This is a genomic window from Phocaeicola sp. RTP21198st1_B8_RTP21198_201120 (assembly GCF_040929485.1).
Lineage (GTDB): Bacteria > Bacteroidota > Bacteroidia > Bacteroidales > Bacteroidaceae > Phocaeicola > Phocaeicola dorei.
Genome location: NZ_JBCOCI010000395.1, coordinates 1,013 through 1,268 on the forward strand (window position 1 = coordinate 1,013; position 256 = coordinate 1,268).

At 43.0% G+C, this 256-nt stretch carries 1 pseudogene; it reads right to left on the minus strand.

The features are described from left to right. A pseudogene (locus AB5935_RS26660) lies at positions 1 to 256 on the minus strand (hypothetical protein); the annotation flags it as partial.

The following is a 256-nucleotide window of genomic DNA, read 5'->3' on the forward strand; positions in this document are numbered from 1 at the left end:
AGCGAGGATAGACTTGAGCATGCGGACGTACCGCATTTCCGTTCATTCCTTTTATGGCTGTAAACCAAGCCCATGCATAGCGGCGTGTCATTTGCGGGATTCCCATGAAATGCCAGGAGTCTCCATGTAAAGCGTAAGGTTCACCATTTAAGCATTGTGTGGTTCCTTGTAATGTCCATTCACGCCAGCCAAAACGTTCATATTTTGTATCAATAGTCTTTTTTTTGTCTTGTATAGAAAGTAACAGAGCATATAG